The following is a 13286-nucleotide window of genomic DNA, read 5'->3' as shown; positions in this document are numbered from 1 at the left end:
TCAGTATGTTATTGATGCTTCACTGTGTAACCGACTAGAGTCATTGCACCACTTCTCTGCCACAATTCATAATTTTTAACATTCCTCAATACACTTTATAAATCTCATCTACTTTCCAATATATGCATGCAGTTACTTATTGATGAGAACTATGGAAAGACGTACTTTTTTAAAGGGATTAGCGGGTGTCACACTAGTGCCTGGGCAGCTGTTCGCTTCACCGACTGTGAATCATTCACTTTTTCCAGAGTCGATAATGCAAGCCGACTTCACGCCCTCTTCGGGCAACTTAAATCTGCTTTACGGACAATTACCTGATGACATCATGGGCCATGTGTTCTTTGCTGAAGGCATTCCACTCGAGCGGGATCATCTTAGCCCGAGTGGTCGTGGTGCGCTGACCCGCTTGGATTTCTCCCTTGGGCAAGTGTCGTTTATGCGCAAAATGATCGACACCCCCTCTGCTATCATGCAACAGCACATCCACTATTGGCCTGATAGATTCAAATTGCTCGGTGGTATGGCGTATTACAGCCCTTCTATGGGATTTGTTAACTACTGTAATACCGCACCCAACTACCTTGGTGATAACCGGTTCGCTTTAAGTTACGAGGGCGGCGTTCCTTATGAATTTGATGCGACAACATTAGATCTTATTACGCCCATCGGTCATTACGATGAATGGCGTAGCAGTTTACCACCATGGATGGACGCACTGACGCCAGACAAATGGCTATTTCCTCAGGTACGGACCACTGGTCACCCATACTTTGATCTCGAATCAGACGAGTGTTTTACCATTAACTATGGAGGTAACGTTTCAAATACAGGCACCAAGAATGGATTTATCCGGCTCCTGAAGTGGGATAAGAAAAGCGCCCTTCAAGGTTGGGATATCGTCGGACGAGATGGCCGACCAGCATTTATCGCTGCGACTGCGCATTCACTGGGTGTCACCCGCCATCATGTCCTTATCTTTGAAACAGCTGCACAAGTTGAGCCGTTAAGAATGATAGGCATCCGCTCAGTCAACGCTCAGCAACATCGTACGCCTGTATGGGTTATTCGCAAGAAAGACTTGCTCTCAAGTAGTGACATTGTCACAGCCGATTACATTGAGCTTAACTTTGATACCTCGGATGTTATGTGCAATTACGATGATCATGAAAACGAAATTACGCTGTATGGGCAGTATCTGGGCGCGATGGATAAATCTGAGCCGCAATATACCAGAGATAGATTGCTATTCGGTGGAAGAGTCAGTGATTCACTCGCAGGTTATCCTGCCGCACCGATGGATGTCGGTGGCCTAGTTCGAGCTCGAATTCAGGTTCAATCTGATTCCGTGCGTGAAATTACGGGTGATTTTCGTTTAATTCGAGATGACCAGCTTTTCTGGGATATGAACGATCCCGCTTACCGAGGTCATTTCCAATTCCCTGAACAGTTTGACCATATCTACTGGGCCGCTGTGGGCTATCGCAAAGATCATGTTGTTGAGCGTGTCGCGGATGCATACGAGCAATACCCTAACCGTCTGTTTACTAATGACTCGTTGCCTCAAGAAGACCAACCTTCCGCGCTCGTCCATATGGATTGCCAAAAGATGGCAGTCACCAACGCTTATCAATTTCCTGCTGACTGTGTAATACGAACGCCTCAGTTTATGTCTAGGCCCGGTAGCCACGCGCAAGATGACGGCTACATCTTTACTGCGGTAGTTCGTAAAGAGCCAACCAACACCATTGGCAACGGTAAAGAAATCTGGATTTTTGATGCGAAAAACCTCTCTCAAGGCCCGCTTGCCATTTTAGGTCATTCCCAACTCAATTTTGCGACAACGAATCATGCGCTTTGGGTTCCAGAGATAGGGCCAAGACCGATTGACGGATACCAAGCCAATGTTGGCGAGTTCTTCCGCAGTCGAGTTCCTCAACATCGACGTGCCGTTCGGGACGTTATCGAACAACAAATATTGCCACGATTTGGCTGATACCCATTGCTATTTCGAGCTGATGAAGCTCAATGTCACAGTGTTTTTAAATAAGGAATATTTAATGAGAATAAGAACTCTCGCGCTCGGCGCTACTTTAATATCGGCTGCATTAGGAACAGCCTTTGCGCTTCAAACGAGCGAGCCCGAACGTGAAATCTCCAACTATCAAGGGACCTATACCTGTCATCCTGAAGCGGTTTATGACCCACAATCCATTGAAGGCGTTCAGGCTATCATTAAAGATGCACTGATACGCGGTAAAAAAGTGATGACGGGTAACCGTAAGTTTGCCAGTCAGATTGATGCTGCCTGCGCGGGTGATGACCAAGTTCAACTCACGCTGAAGAATATGGATAAGATCGTTCATTTCGATGCAGCGAATAAACGAGTCACAGTTGAAGCGGGTATGAGGTTTAACGACTTAAATGACTTTCTTCGTAAACAAGGTTACGCGATCAACATGGTCACTGAGTTAGCCATCTTCACAGTCGGCGGTATGCTTGGCAGTGGTACACATGGCTCAACATTGGAAAAACCCAGCAATATGCTAGCGGACTATGTGACAGAGCTTAAAGTCGTTGATGGTCAGGGAGACGTTCGTGTGTTGAACGGCGATTTGCTCAACGCTGCTCGCGTCAACTTGGGCGTGTTAGGTGTCGTCGTTGAAGTCACGCTGGCTATCGAGGAAGCGTTTAAAGTCAAAGCAGAAGTTACAGGGTATCGTGACGATTCTGGATTGGAAGATGTTGTTCTGGACATCGCTCGCAACAACTACTCAGCCAATATAGCTTGGTTCCCTGGCCTTGGCCGCTATACCACCACCTTATACAACCCTGTTCCATTGGAGACGCAAGGTGAAGCGTATAATGCTCAGGCGGATGTGTCTGATGCAGAGGAGTTTTTCTTCGGTTTGCTATTTAATGCCGCTCACGAATTTCCGGGCACTGGATTGCAATGTCTAGCCGCCGTTGCGCGTTATAACGCCAGAGCGAAGTCTTACTTCCGCGATACTCATACTGGCAAGAAAGTGAGTGAACCTATTGGTTACTCTGATCAAATGCAGTACTTCAAATGTAAAGATCCCAACAAATGTATTTGGGACAGACTTCCTATCGCACTTCAGGAAGTGGCCATTGATATTGAGCGTTTGCCTGACTGGATCAGTGACGTACGTGAGATTGTCGCGGCTCATCCAAAAACCTGTTTCCCTCTCAATGGCATTTATTTCCGCTTTGGTAAAGCCTCTGACAGCTATATTGGTATGAGTGCTGGTCGCGAAACCGCATTTGTGGGTATTGAATACACCTTGCGTCAAGAAGGTAAAAAGGAACCGAAGAATTACTTTGTGAATCTGGAAATAGAGCAGATGTCATTGCGTAAGTATGATGCACGACCTCACTGGGGCAAAAATTCTGTTGCGATCTTCGAGGATATGCCTTCTCGATTCCCGATGTGGCCTGAGTTCTTACAGGCGAAAGCAGAGCTGGACCCTTACAATATTTTTACCAACCCTTTCTGGGAGCGCGTAAGTGGAGATATCCCTATGGATGACTATTTAACGCCAGGATGTAACGTCCGTGGGGAATGCTACTGCCAGACAGACGAGCACTGTCAGTCTGGAACGCAATGTCAGGCTGGGCTGCATTTCACCGACGCTCGTATTTGTCGCTAGCTAGTGTCAATTGGCCATAGGGAGAACTCCTTGTGGCCGATTCAGCATCAATACTTATTTCCCTTTACTCATCCTCATTGATTTAAAGGAACAACAGACGATGAATCTCAAATCGATTTTTCTTACCGTCACAGCAGCGTTTTCTCTGCTGAGTCTAACTGTGTTTGCGACTACCTTAGATGATATTCGGCCACATGTACCAAGCTCGGATAAAACTTGGGCAGAACAGTGGTTCTATAATGTTGCGGTACCGGATGTGGGTTATTTCAAAATCAGCCTCCAGAGCTATATAGCGCCTGATTTTGATGAGCCAACGCCCAAAGCGTACGTTCACCTTGCTTTTACCCCACTCAATGGAAAAACCATTAAGTACGATATCTTCCGTGATAAACTCATTATGAAAGGTTTTGATGATGCGACGCTTTTTCACTATGAAATCCCGGGAGTTGTCGTCGCTAATCAAGACTCGGTTGAAGTGACCTACAATGACTTCCATTTCTCGATGCGTTGGGATGGCGAGCATGCTCATTATTGGCGAGGATTAAACCCAGGGCAGACCCCATTTGGTATCATTCCAGAATTGCCCGGTGTCGGAGGCAAATGGTTTCTTTATACTGTAGGAACACCAATTCAATACAGCTTCTCTGATGGTGACGTGTCTCTTTTTGGAAGCGGTTATGCTCAGGTTGATAAAGGCTGGTATGACAAAGAGTCGAGTGCAGGCATGGTTTATAGTATGGGACTCTCCGATGATCTCTACTACATGTTCACAGGTGCTAAAATTGGAAACTCCAACATAGAGTTATGGGCTGGACGCTACATTTCAGACAACTACGACCTTATTTTCTACCCCGCCATTGGAAACCTATCGGTCAAGCGTGAATATGATTCTTGCGCTGGCTACCTAAAAGTTGAAATGAACAAACTCAGATACAAAATGGTGATGGAGGCAAAATCTGATTTAGATGATTTTTATCCTCTTGAATTTCCTTCCGTTATCATTTTTGGTGGTGAACAAAAGTACATGAAGTCTATGAAAGCGGATGTAAAATTCTCTTTGTATGACTTTGGGCAATTGGAAGAATCCATCGAAATTCCGCAAGCATTGCTTGAGTTCAGTGGTCCTTTCTATTGCGATGCCTTGTCTACAGAATAAGCAGCTGGCCTATATAAAATGGTTGGAAAACCCAGCCATTTTATAGGCCTTATACTTTTAATATTTTTATTAAATAACGATTTCCTACATTAGGAAGTTTTAATTTAGAGGCATTTAAAATATAAACCTTAACTGAACATAATTGTTTTAACATTATTCCTTAAAGCCTATCTGGTTATTATACCGAACGATAAAAAATCATAAAAATACCTGAAGTTTCTTATAAGAAACATTTGTGATCTATGTTTTGATTTTAGCTTAAAATTTCAAATTATATTTGAATTTTAATTAGAGCAATTACTTTAATTAATGTTTTGACATTATCAATATTGAGACATATGACTGAGAGCACTTTAGCAACATCTGAATGAAGAGCTATTCACTGTTATAACGATCACTTAAAAACTAATGCAAAACAAAAAATTTTCTTTTTAAACAGAAATTTATATTAAAATCCATCATCTGCTCTTTTTATATTTAACTCATTTAATACCGTTTAAATTAAATAACAAAAGTGGCATTAAGATCATTAAAAGAACAAAGTCTGTATCATTTCCGAGCAACAATGTCATAGACCAATCATGGTTTAAAATGAATTAATGTCACATTTTGTGCTAATTGATTAGTATAAGAATTCAATTAATTCACCTAAAAAATCCCTTTCCCGAAATCCATTGATCGTGGTACTAAATAAAACACGGGGATTGATTTGGAATATAGCTTGATTCCAAGAGGTATTTATTCTCGTTCAAGGATGACAACAAAATATCATGGAAAGTTAACTAACGTTTAAATTGTTATTAAGTAATAACTCTTTACGAGGATTTTTGTATGCAAAATAACAGAACTAAAGTGTTAGGGACGCTTACCCTACTCTCTTCTTTGTTTGCTGCACATGCGTTTGCTGATATTCAGATACTTGGAAGTGAAAGTGAAATTTCTCAGTCAATTACTGAGCACTATCAGCAATCAACTCAGTTTTACAACGGACACTTGGCTAAGACCGATTTACTCTACATCAATGTAGGAACCGCATCTGATGATGATATAGCACAGGCAAAATCTCATGTTGTTAAAGGTGATACAGTGGTTATCGACCTAAAACAAGTTTCCGGTGACGATGCAAAAATTGAGTTAAGCCAATCGTTAACAGGGCTTGGTAGTGACGCACCTGTAGTGGTCACTGGAATGTATCAAGGCGACAATATCATCAACTCTATTGTGGCGGACGTTCGTGACGAAAACGGTGAGCCAGTGAATAACCCATCGGCTGAATTAGAAAGCATTAAGCAATCATTGGTTCATGCACTTGATCGCCTTGGTTTTGGAGGGGAGTAACATGAAAACTTCTACTATTTTCACACTTTCCTTGCTTGCGGCTTCTGTCAACGCGTTTGCGGATGATTACGTTCCTGTTGTTGAGAAAGTCTACTACATCACCAGTTCCAAGCTGACGTGTAATTTGTATACCAGTAAAGATTTCGAAACGAAACGAGATTGGTGTAACGCGGGGGCCTCGGTTGATATTCGCGTTAACGTATCCCAAATGCGTTCGGTTCAGTCATCAACTTCACAAGGTTTTACACCTGACGCTAAGATCGTGCGCTTTACCGTTGAAGCTGATAAACCTGGCACAGGTTTCCACCTCGTCGATGACCTTCAACAGGATCACAGCTGGTTCCAAAGCTGGGCGAATCGACGTACATATATAGGTCCATTTGCAAGCAGTTACGAGCTATGGGTAAAACCAGTTTCAGGTTACGTACCAAAGAAAGTCAGCGACTTTCCTCATAACGAGAATAAGAATTACCAGCATCGTGATACACATGGCTACTCTATCGGTATTAATGGCTCCGCTGGTGCGGAGGTAGGCAAAGATGGGCCTAAAGTCAGCGCAGAAGTCAGCGGTTCATTCAGCTATAAGAATGAAAAAACATTGGTGTTTGATACCAAAGACTACCGTGTAAACAACCGTTCTTCACTCAGTGATTTTGAGGTTGCTTTTGAGCGCGAATTTGATGAATGTGAAGAGCTACGCCGTGAAGAACTAGGCTGCTACTTTACATCTGCACACTGGGGAAGCGGATGGGTATTCGATAAATCGAAATTCAACCCAATCTCTTACGCTAACTTCAAACCTAACTACGACGTCATCTACGAAGCTCCAGTCTCTCAGACAGGAACTACGGATTTTGAAATCGGTGCGAAGTTTATTGCCAAAGCACGCTATGGCGACGTTATTCCATCGGCACTCTTCTCCGTCTATGGACCTGGCGGCTGGGCAACAACAGGTTGGTCCATTCCGCGTACAGTTCGTATAGACTGGAGTCACCCACTGTTTGAAGCTGAGGCACACGTAACCTTGCAGTCGTTAAGCAACAACGACTTGTGCCTAGACGTTTATGGTACCAACGGCGATAAAGAAGCCGAGGGTGGTCAAGTGGATGGCTGGAGCTGTCACGGAAGTTGGAATCAGACTTGGGGCCTAGATAGTAATGAGCGTTACCGCAGCCGTGTTGCACCAGATCGATGTCTGACGGTTTCTGATGATAAGAACCTAACCGTTGAGTCATGTAGCTCTAACCTTGCTCAAAAATGGTTCTGGGAAGGTGACAAGCTGATCAGTCGCTACGTCGATGGTACCAATAAACGTTATGTGCTTAACATTCTAGACGGTCGTAACGTTGGAGTAACGCCTGAAGATCAAGCAACACACGCGAGATGGAAACCAACACTACAAAAAATCAAACTGTAATTTTGTAATGAAGCTAAAACGGAAGACACTGTCTTCCGTTTTTATTTGGAAACACTCTTTTTAGACAGAGAAACTCGAATAGAAAACCACTCCACTTTGGCTGATTAATAGTTAGCCTGTTCCAGATGTTTGTTCAAATCGTCGCTTTGATTACACAAAAAACCGAGGACTGGGATCGTTCGTAATAGTACGTTTCTCTTATATCTATAATTAATTTCAAGCCAAATAGCGGTGCGATTCTTGTGCCACAAAATTAGGTAGAATAAGTTAATCTTATGTTTCATTTTTAGCAGGTGCATAACTTAAACGGTCCTATTATTGTTATCAGTAGGTTTACAAACCGTTACACAGTGAGGGCCAGATGAAAGTACTAATCCAATATACTCAAACCGGTAAATATCGCGATCACGCTTGGGAAGCCTATACTCTTAGAGCTAAAGGCGATATTCATGCGGTCACTCCTTCTTACGCAGCACAGCTCATAAAGCAAAATAAAGCCAACTTGTTCACCACAGAAGATTCTGACATCGTCATTGCGCCATAATATAAAAGTTCTCAACGATTACGCTGAGAACTTCTTTTTGTTTGATTTACAGAAAAGTGCCCATCATCAGTCAATATAGGCGGCCCTTTATTGGTAGGAGTATGAGTTAAACTATGATGAAGTTGGCGATTATCGTTCAGATCTCGATAATATTTTGATATTGAAGTATTCAGTTATAGTGCGTTAAATGGTGCTTATCTTAACTCAGACACTCAAGTCAATACGGCCAGGGTTACAATTACGGATAGCTTTTAATGCCTCTGGTGGCATCTGAACGTTGGCGAACCAAAATGGCTTATGCTTGTTAACAAAAACACTACTACGATCAAGCGCATCATATATTGAATAGGCTTGAGCTTGGGCTAAAGCAACCCCGTAAGGGCTTCGCTCTAATATGGGAATGTCATCTAAATCTTCAAGTAAAGCATTCTTTAGGTGTATATTTCTGGGTGACCACTCAATATGCTCTACCACTTTACGTGTTAGTAAACTTTCTAAACCAAGAATAACGTCTGGAAGCACACTCATAATGGGCTTAATCTCCGCGCAAGCGTAATATTCTTCACGACGATTCTTATCACGATAGAACTGCATTCGTTCTACTAAGGTATCTTCGAACATCATCGGGAAGTTGTTAACAATAGCAAACTGGCTAATAGTCCGTAAAATGCCGATTGCTATTCCCTGCTCAGGTGATTTTACACCAGCTTCCTCTAGGCGAATACGAGTAACATTTGCTGTCAAAATCATATGTTGCCAAAGTTTTGGAGCTATGAGCTTAGTGGTTGGTTCATCCCAACGTAGCAAAGGCTTAACCATTAAGATTGGAAACAAAACACGACTGTTATCAATACCAAGCAAGCCTATTGCCATCTTCGTGTCAGTGAAACTTCTTACCGTTTTACCCAAACGAGCACAAAACTTGGGATTCCTGCATAGTTCGAAAAGATTATTCTTTAATTGATTGTCGTTGACGGCTAAAACATCGAGCTTGCTATAACTGACTGAGGGCGAATACGCGATACTTAAAAAATAAGAAAAGTCAGGGAAACGCCCGAATAACTTTAACACCTCTAGCTCTGCAAGCTTTTCTATCATTCCTTCTGTCGCTAACTTGGAAATGTCCCCTATGACACTCTCATGTATCTTCTGCCTTGCTTCTGCTGCTTGGCGCCTCTCCTCGACTTTACTACTTTCACATTCCAGTAAGAGGCGCTGGTTTTTCATTACTCGCTCTTTTTCATTGAGAATCACTGTGTCGCAAAACTCACTCTGCCGACTGAGCACTGAATCAACGTCTGACTGATCAAGCACATACTTAATACTAACAAGCCATTTGGCGTAACGTTCTCTGGTTGATGCAGCTATTGCTCCAGCCAGCTGATTTGCTTCTTCATTGTATTTTTTGTTGGTAAGTAGCAAACAGAAATACCCCATGGGAAGAATCATTATTTAACATTAGCACAAACAATTATACCTAAGAGTGCTGACTAAAAACCTAATAGCAAAAGCCCCAGTGATTGATGCCAATCACTGGGGCTTAGGTATAAATGATGTTCTGTTAATGCGCTTTTTTCTTACCTTTGGACTGAAAACCTTGATGAGGGAACACATTTCTTATCCGCTGCTGGATCTTCTTCGGCACTTGTTTAGAAAAGACAAGTTTCATTCCTGTCCGTTGCTGATAGACTTTAAATTCGCCATCGAAAGGATCGCGCTCAGCAATATCGAGAACATTGTGGCGAAAAGTAGGAGGAAAGTGACCTTTTTCCTTAGTGATTTGCCCCAACTTAAATTGAACTCGCAAGACTGGTCTATCAATAGCTACCAGCCAAAAGATAACAATGGCCGCCACTAAAATTACATAAAGCATATCTACTCCTTAATCTAGTAACTTACTCAGATCCTCTTTGAGAGTGTTGACTGCTCTGCTTGCCTTTTCACTTCTAGAGGCCTCCGAAAGCAGATATTCAATGGCATCAGACAAAGTACAGCCCAGTTCATTTGCCCGCGTTGACAGCTTTTCCCAAACTCGATAGTCCAAGTCAATTGACTTCTTCTTGGTGTGTATCTGTTCGGCATTAAAATGGCGCTTACGCTTTGCTCGAATGGCTTGTTTGAGTTTATTGTCTAACTCAAGAGACATGTGAAGTTCTATCCACTCCAGAACTTTTGTTGGCTCATGCTCAAGGTTACGCAACTCATTCACCGCAGCCTCAGCTTCACTAGTGTCAACGTGACGAGTGATCTCCTCACCGTTTTTCCATTTACTAATGAGATAATTCCACTTCCAACCACATTCTAAATTTTCAAGCTGTTGATATTTCATTGTAAGCAGTTCCATTGAATTTGGGTGACAGCGTAACTCAGCGTCACTATAGATACAATCTTTATTGTAGAAAAATCGACCTAGATCATCACATTAAATTGGCTATGTCATACTTAGCGGTTTTTCTATATAATTTCTGACCTTTTCAAGCACATGAATACTGTCGATGAACCAAGAAAGCTGGCATGCCGTCACACCGCAATACTCCCATTATGACGATGTTATATCGCAATTTGAAAGCCTACCCCATGTTAGCTTTCTCGATGTTCAACCTCGATTAAAGCAAGCCTTGTCAACCTTTGCTGAGATTAAAGGCTTTTCCAGAATTCTCGTAATAAATTCACCTGATAATGCTTTCTACCGCACAAGTATTAAAAACGGTTTATCTTCGTTATCTAACAGCCCCATTATTTCATCTGAAAGCATTAATATAAACGAGTTGCTTGGCACTTATTCATGTAACAAGCTTGGTGAAATTGTTTCACAAAAACAAGGTCTTTTAGAAAAAGCAAATGGCGGTTATCTTGTAGTATCGGCGAATATTCTTCTAGCGAATCCAAGTAGTTGGCTAATGCTTAAATCTGTCTTTCTTGGCGAACAGGTTAGCCCCGTCAACGTTACACCAAGCAACATTGCAAACGAGTGCCCTATTTCAGCTTACAACATTAAACTCGTTGTCGTTGGCAATAGAGATCAGATCGCTGATTTAGAGTACTTGGATGGTGAACTCTATAATGGTTTGGCTTCTTATACCGAGATCGAACACGAAATCACATTAAGTGAACAATCTATCAGACCGTATTTAGGGTATCTGTCTTCCTTGCTAAAGGAATACGGTTTGCCATCGCTTTCTGCAGCATCTATTCATCGCCTAATGGTCGCTGGTGCAAGGTATACCGAAGATCAACGCTATATGCCGATTGAGCCACTGTGGTATCTCTCGCTCTTTCAAGAAGCATCCCTCTACTCCGATGGGCAGCAGATTAGTGAAAGCGCACTAGATAAAGCTATAGAAGCAAAATTTCAGCGTGAGTCATATCTTCCGGAGCGTGCATTATCTGATATCTTAGATGGTCAAGTGATTATTGAAACTCAGGGTGAGTGTATTGGCCAAGTAAATGGTCTGACAGTCATTGATGTTTCAGGTCATCCTCTTCCTTACGGTGAGCCCGCACGAATTTCATGTGTTATTCATTTTGGTGATGGCGATATTTCCGATGTTGAACGCAAAGCTGAGCTAGGTGGTAACCTCCATGCAAAAGGCATGATGATCATGCAAGCATTTGTCTCAAGCGCGCTACAATTGGATGAGCCGTTGCCTTATTCGGCTTCAGTTGTATTTGAACAGTCCTATTGTGAGGTTGATGGCGACAGCGCCACGCTCGCGGAGTTGTGCTCTTTTGTGAGTGCCCTATCTGAATATCCAATTAATCAACAGATCGCAGTCACTGGTGCGGTAGATCAATTTGGACGAGTGCAAGCAGTCGGTGGCCTTAACGAGAAGATTGAAGGTTTCTACCATGTTTGTAAACACCAAGGCCTCACTGGCCAACAAGGGGTAATTTTACCCAAAACGAATCTAAAACATTTAGCCCTTCATAAAGATGTAGTAGAAAGCATTAAGAATGATGAGTTCCATATTTGGTCGGTGGAAACGGTTGATGAAGCTATTCCTATCATTATGGGAAAACCATTCCGTGGAGACGATGAAACTAGCGTGATTCATAAAATTGCGGAACGAATTGATAACTATGAAAAACATGAACATCCACAGGGAATTGTGGAACGCATCAAAAACTGGTTCTCTTAGAGCAAAGATTAGTCACATTTAGACTGATCGGAGTTGTTTAGCGTACACGTGTTCACTAACATGCTGCTATCAAAATTTGGAGTAATTGATAATGCAAAACAAACGTGATTCTTATAACCGCGAAGATCTATTAGCTTCTAGCCAAGGTGAGCTATTTGGCCCAGGTTACCCCCAGCTACCTGCACCTAACATGCTAATGATGGACCGCGTCACTAAGATGTCTGAAACTGAAGGTGATTTCGGTAAAGGTCTAATTCTAGCAGAACTCGATATTACTCCTGATCTCTGGTTCTTCGATTGTCACTTCCCTGGTGACCCAGTGATGCCTGGCTGTCTAGGCCTTGATGCGATGTGGCAACTTGTTGGCTTCTTCCTTGGTTGGGTTGGTGGCAAAGGTAAAGGCCGAGCTCTAGGTGTGGGTGAAGTGAAATTCACTGGTCAAATCCTGCCTACTGCAAAGAAAGTTACTTATGAAATTCATATGAAGCGAGTTGTTAACCGTAAGCTTGTAATGGGTCTAGCTGATGGCCGCGTTCTTGTAGATGGAAAAGAAATCTACGTAGCGAAAGACCTTAAAGTAGGCCTTTTCCAAGATACATCTGCGTTTTAAGCAAGTCTTTTTCTAAGCGACTCGATTGAGTCGCTTTTTTGTTGCCAATGCATTTAGTTATAGTGCGTTATAAATGCAAACAAAAGCCCCGAATTTTCGGGGCTTTTGTGTTCCTTATGTCGTATGTGGATTGAGTCTGTTATTTGTAGAGACCAGAGTGTTTGTCTTCCCTGGCATCGCGCCAACCACCGAGCCAATAAGATCGAGCATCCATCTGTTGATATGGACATGAGTCCGTTGAGCGGCCATTTAAGCCTGCTTTGTAGCCTTGAGATTGAGCTCTTTCTAAGCGGTCACGCTTTTGTCTCTTCATAGTGTCGTCCTCATACATAAAGTTTTTCTAACGTACTACTATTAACTTTTTGTGGAGCTTTTATGACTCCACCATTAAGAATCGATCAAAATCTGGTCTTT

At 42.6% G+C, this 13286-nt stretch carries 12 protein-coding genes; 8 read left to right on the top strand and 4 right to left on the bottom strand.

Features of this window, described 5'->3' with window-relative positions; genetic code table 11:
* Positions 1–151: 151 nt before the first annotated feature.
* From CTT30_RS07680 to CTT30_RS07655, 6 genes are all read left to right on the top strand, one after another.
* Positions 152–1993 (top strand): carotenoid oxygenase family protein, encoded by a 1842-nt coding sequence (locus tag CTT30_RS07680; RefSeq protein WP_252036557.1) that lies wholly within the window; start codon positions 152–154, stop codon positions 1991–1993.
* 64 nt (positions 1994–2057) lie between these two features.
* Complete coding sequence (locus CTT30_RS07675; RefSeq protein ID WP_252036556.1) at positions 2058–3668, top strand: FAD-binding protein; 1611 nt, start codon at positions 2058–2060, stop codon at positions 3666–3668.
* 100 nt (positions 3669–3768) lie between these two features.
* Entirely contained in the window at positions 3769–4824 is a 1056-nt protein-coding gene (locus tag CTT30_RS07670) for a hypothetical protein (RefSeq protein WP_252036555.1), read from the top strand.
* An 831-nt stretch (positions 4825–5655) separates the two neighbouring features.
* Positions 5656–6162 carry a cytolysin secretion protein gene (locus CTT30_RS07665; protein ID WP_239875802.1) on the top strand — a complete coding sequence of 169 codons (507 nt, stop codon included), beginning with the start codon at positions 5656–5658 and terminating at the stop codon, positions 6160–6162.
* 1 nt (position 6163) lies between these two features.
* Positions 6164–7579, top strand: coding sequence for a leukocidin family pore-forming toxin (locus CTT30_RS07660; protein ID WP_239866513.1), 1416 nt, complete (start codon positions 6164–6166; stop codon positions 7577–7579).
* 361 nt (positions 7580–7940) lie between these two features.
* Positions 7941–8123: a hypothetical protein gene (locus CTT30_RS07655; RefSeq protein ID WP_239866514.1), complete on the top strand. Its 183-nt coding sequence runs from the start codon at positions 7941–7943 to the stop codon at positions 8121–8123.
* A 204-nt stretch (positions 8124–8327) separates the two neighbouring features.
* Here the strand turns inward: CTT30_RS07655 and CTT30_RS07650 are convergent, their stop codons facing one another.
* The 3 genes from CTT30_RS07650 to matP form a co-directional block, all read right to left on the bottom strand.
* Entirely contained in the window at positions 8328–9572 is a 1245-nt protein-coding gene (locus CTT30_RS07650; RefSeq protein ID WP_239836414.1) for an HDOD domain-containing protein, read from the bottom strand.
* 112 nt (positions 9573–9684) lie between these two features.
* Complete coding sequence (locus CTT30_RS07645) at positions 9685–9996, bottom strand: DUF3634 family protein (RefSeq protein WP_239866516.1); 312 nt, start codon at positions 9994–9996, stop codon at positions 9685–9687.
* 9 nt (positions 9997–10005) lie between these two features.
* The gene (gene matP / locus CTT30_RS07640) at positions 10006–10452 is read right to left on the bottom strand and encodes a macrodomain Ter protein MatP (protein WP_239866518.1); all 447 of its coding nucleotides are present in this window, start codon (positions 10450–10452) and stop codon (positions 10006–10008) included.
* 166 nt (positions 10453–10618) lie between these two features.
* Between matP and CTT30_RS07635 the strand changes: the two genes are divergently transcribed.
* Entirely contained in the window at positions 10619–12262 is a 1644-nt protein-coding gene (locus CTT30_RS07635) for a S16 family serine protease (RefSeq protein WP_252036554.1), read from the top strand.
* Positions 12263–12353: 91 nt separating this feature from the next.
* On the top strand, positions 12354–12872 hold the full coding sequence (gene fabA / locus CTT30_RS07630) for a bifunctional 3-hydroxydecanoyl-ACP dehydratase/trans-2-decenoyl-ACP isomerase (protein WP_004743352.1): 519 nt from the start codon (positions 12354–12356) through the stop codon (positions 12870–12872).
* A 139-nt stretch (positions 12873–13011) separates the two neighbouring features.
* Here fabA and rmf read toward each other — a convergent pair whose 3' ends face one another.
* A complete protein-coding gene (gene rmf / locus CTT30_RS07625) occupies positions 13012–13185 on the bottom strand; it encodes a ribosome modulation factor (protein ID WP_006962151.1) in 174 nt (57 codons plus the stop codon).
* Between the last annotated feature and the right edge of the window lie 101 nt (positions 13186–13286).

The organism is Vibrio coralliilyticus (assembly GCF_024449095.1).
GTDB lineage: Bacteria > Pseudomonadota > Gammaproteobacteria > Enterobacterales > Vibrionaceae > Vibrio > Vibrio coralliilyticus_A.
This window is presented reverse-complemented; position numbering and strand designations above follow the sequence as displayed.